General features: G+C 69.0%; 2 protein-coding genes. Both read left to right on the top strand.

Annotated features, from left to right (window positions below; all coding sequences use genetic code 11):
* The first annotated feature begins 73 nt into the window (after window positions 1-73).
* Window positions 74-982 (top strand): DNA-processing protein DprA, encoded by a 909-nt coding sequence (gene dprA / locus ACKAE7_RS20930; RefSeq protein ID WP_408980212.1) that lies wholly within the window; start codon window positions 74-76, stop codon window positions 980-982.
* A gap of 64 nt (window positions 983-1,046) precedes the next feature.
* The gene (locus ACKAE7_RS20935) at window positions 1,047-1,358 is read left to right on the top strand and encodes a hypothetical protein (protein WP_408980213.1); all 312 of its coding nucleotides are present in this window, start codon (window positions 1,047-1,049) and stop codon (window positions 1,356-1,358) included.
* Window positions 1,359-1,608: the final 250 nt, after the last annotated feature.

Raw genomic sequence — 1,608 nt, forward strand, 5'->3', positions numbered from 1 at the left:
CAACGGGGGAAAGGGAAGCTGGCCGGTCACCTGATCGCCCCACACCCCCCACGTCTCTGCAAGGACAAAAACCATGAACGATCGCATCGCACGCGCAGCCCTGACCCGCTTGTTCGAACCCCAGGACACAGTTGGGCGCACCCTTGTGGGCAGGCTCGGCGCGTACGCCGCGCTGCGGCTCGCCACCGGCGCCCAACCTGCCCACACCCTCCCGGACGTGACACCCGAGGAACTGGCGGCCGCGCTGAAGCGCTGGGCACCCCGCGTGCCGGATCTGGATCCGGAGAAGGACCTGGCCACCATCGAGCGCCTGGGCGGCGGGTTCCTGATTCCCGGCGATGAGCACTGGCCCACCGGTCTGGACGACCTCCCGGACGCGCCGTTTGGCCTCTGGTACCGGGGCACCATCGGCGACGGAATCCCCGACCCGTCCAACTGCGCTGCGCTGGCCGGATCACGTGACTGCACCAGCTACGGCGCGGCGGTCACCGGCGATATCGCCTACAGCCTGGCTCAGCGCGGAATCTGCGTGATCGCCGGGCTCGCCTACGGCATCGACGCCCACGCCCACCGCGCCGCACTGGCCGGAAGCGCCGGCAACGGCCCGGCCACCATCGCCGTCCTGGCCGGGGGACTGGACCGGGACTACCCCTCCGGGAACGCCGACCTCGCGGCCGCGATCCGCGCCAACGGACTCACACTCTCCGAGCTGCCCCCAGGATCCGCCCCCACCCGGTACCGCTTTCTGCAGAGGAACCGCATCATCGCGGCCCTGGCCGGTGTGACCTGTGTCGTGGAAGCCCGCTGGCGCTCCGGTGCGCTGAACACCGCCCACCACGCCGAAACCATCGCCCGGCACGTCGCCGCCGTCCCCGGCAGCGTCCACAGCGCAAACTCCGCAGGATGCCACCGGCTCCTGAAAGAAGGAGGCGCGGCGCTGGTCACCGACGCGGACGAACTGACCGAACTGCTCGCCAGCTAAGTAGACCGGTGGCCGGGACCAGCGTCCCGGCCACCGCCCAGCTTTTGACGAAGGGAACAGGACCATGACGGACTTTTGGGATGCTGACGGCGACTTCGACTATGAAGCGCACTACGAGGCAGGCCAACGCGAGAAGGCGGCCGACACCGCCGCGTGGATCGGTCATCCGGGAATGACGGACGCCATCTACTACTTCGGCCTGCAGGGACGGGCAAACTCGACATTTACGCCCGAACTGCTCTCAGCGCTGGACACATGGCAGGTCCAGCTCGAAAAGACCGAAGCCGCCCCGGCCGACCAGGAAATCAAAGAGCTGCACCGACAGACGGAAGAAACCACCCGCGCAATCCTGGCAATGATCGACAGCGCCACATGAGTACCGGCGGGCTGTTCGCCTTGAGTGGGCGGGCGGTCCGCCGCAGGTGGCTGGCCTGAGCAGGTGGTTGCCGGCGACGGACCGCCGTTCCCGCAACGGCCGGCACTACTCACCTGGCGCGTGCGACAAGCCTGGCAGACGGGCCAGCCCGAGCGGATCCGCGGACCCGGAGTGAAGGGCAGGCTCGCTGGGCTCGCCCTGGTTTCCGCTGCGCTCCAACCAGTTGACGGACGTCCGCTGGCGCGGCCGG

This window comes from Pseudarthrobacter sp. NKDBFgelt (genome assembly GCF_046097905.1).
In the GTDB taxonomy this organism is placed as follows: Bacteria; Actinomycetota; Actinomycetes; order Actinomycetales; family Micrococcaceae; genus Arthrobacter; species Arthrobacter polychromogenes.

Bases quoted from the DNA above. Each gene is read 5' to 3' on its own strand.
- dprA (WP_408980212.1), top strand. From the start codon at position 74: ATGAACGATCGCATCGCACGCGCAGCCCTGACCCGCTTGTTCGAACCC.
- ACKAE7_RS20935 (WP_408980213.1), top strand. From the start codon at position 1,047: ATGACGGACTTTTGGGATGCTGACGGCGACTTCGACTATGAAGCGCAC.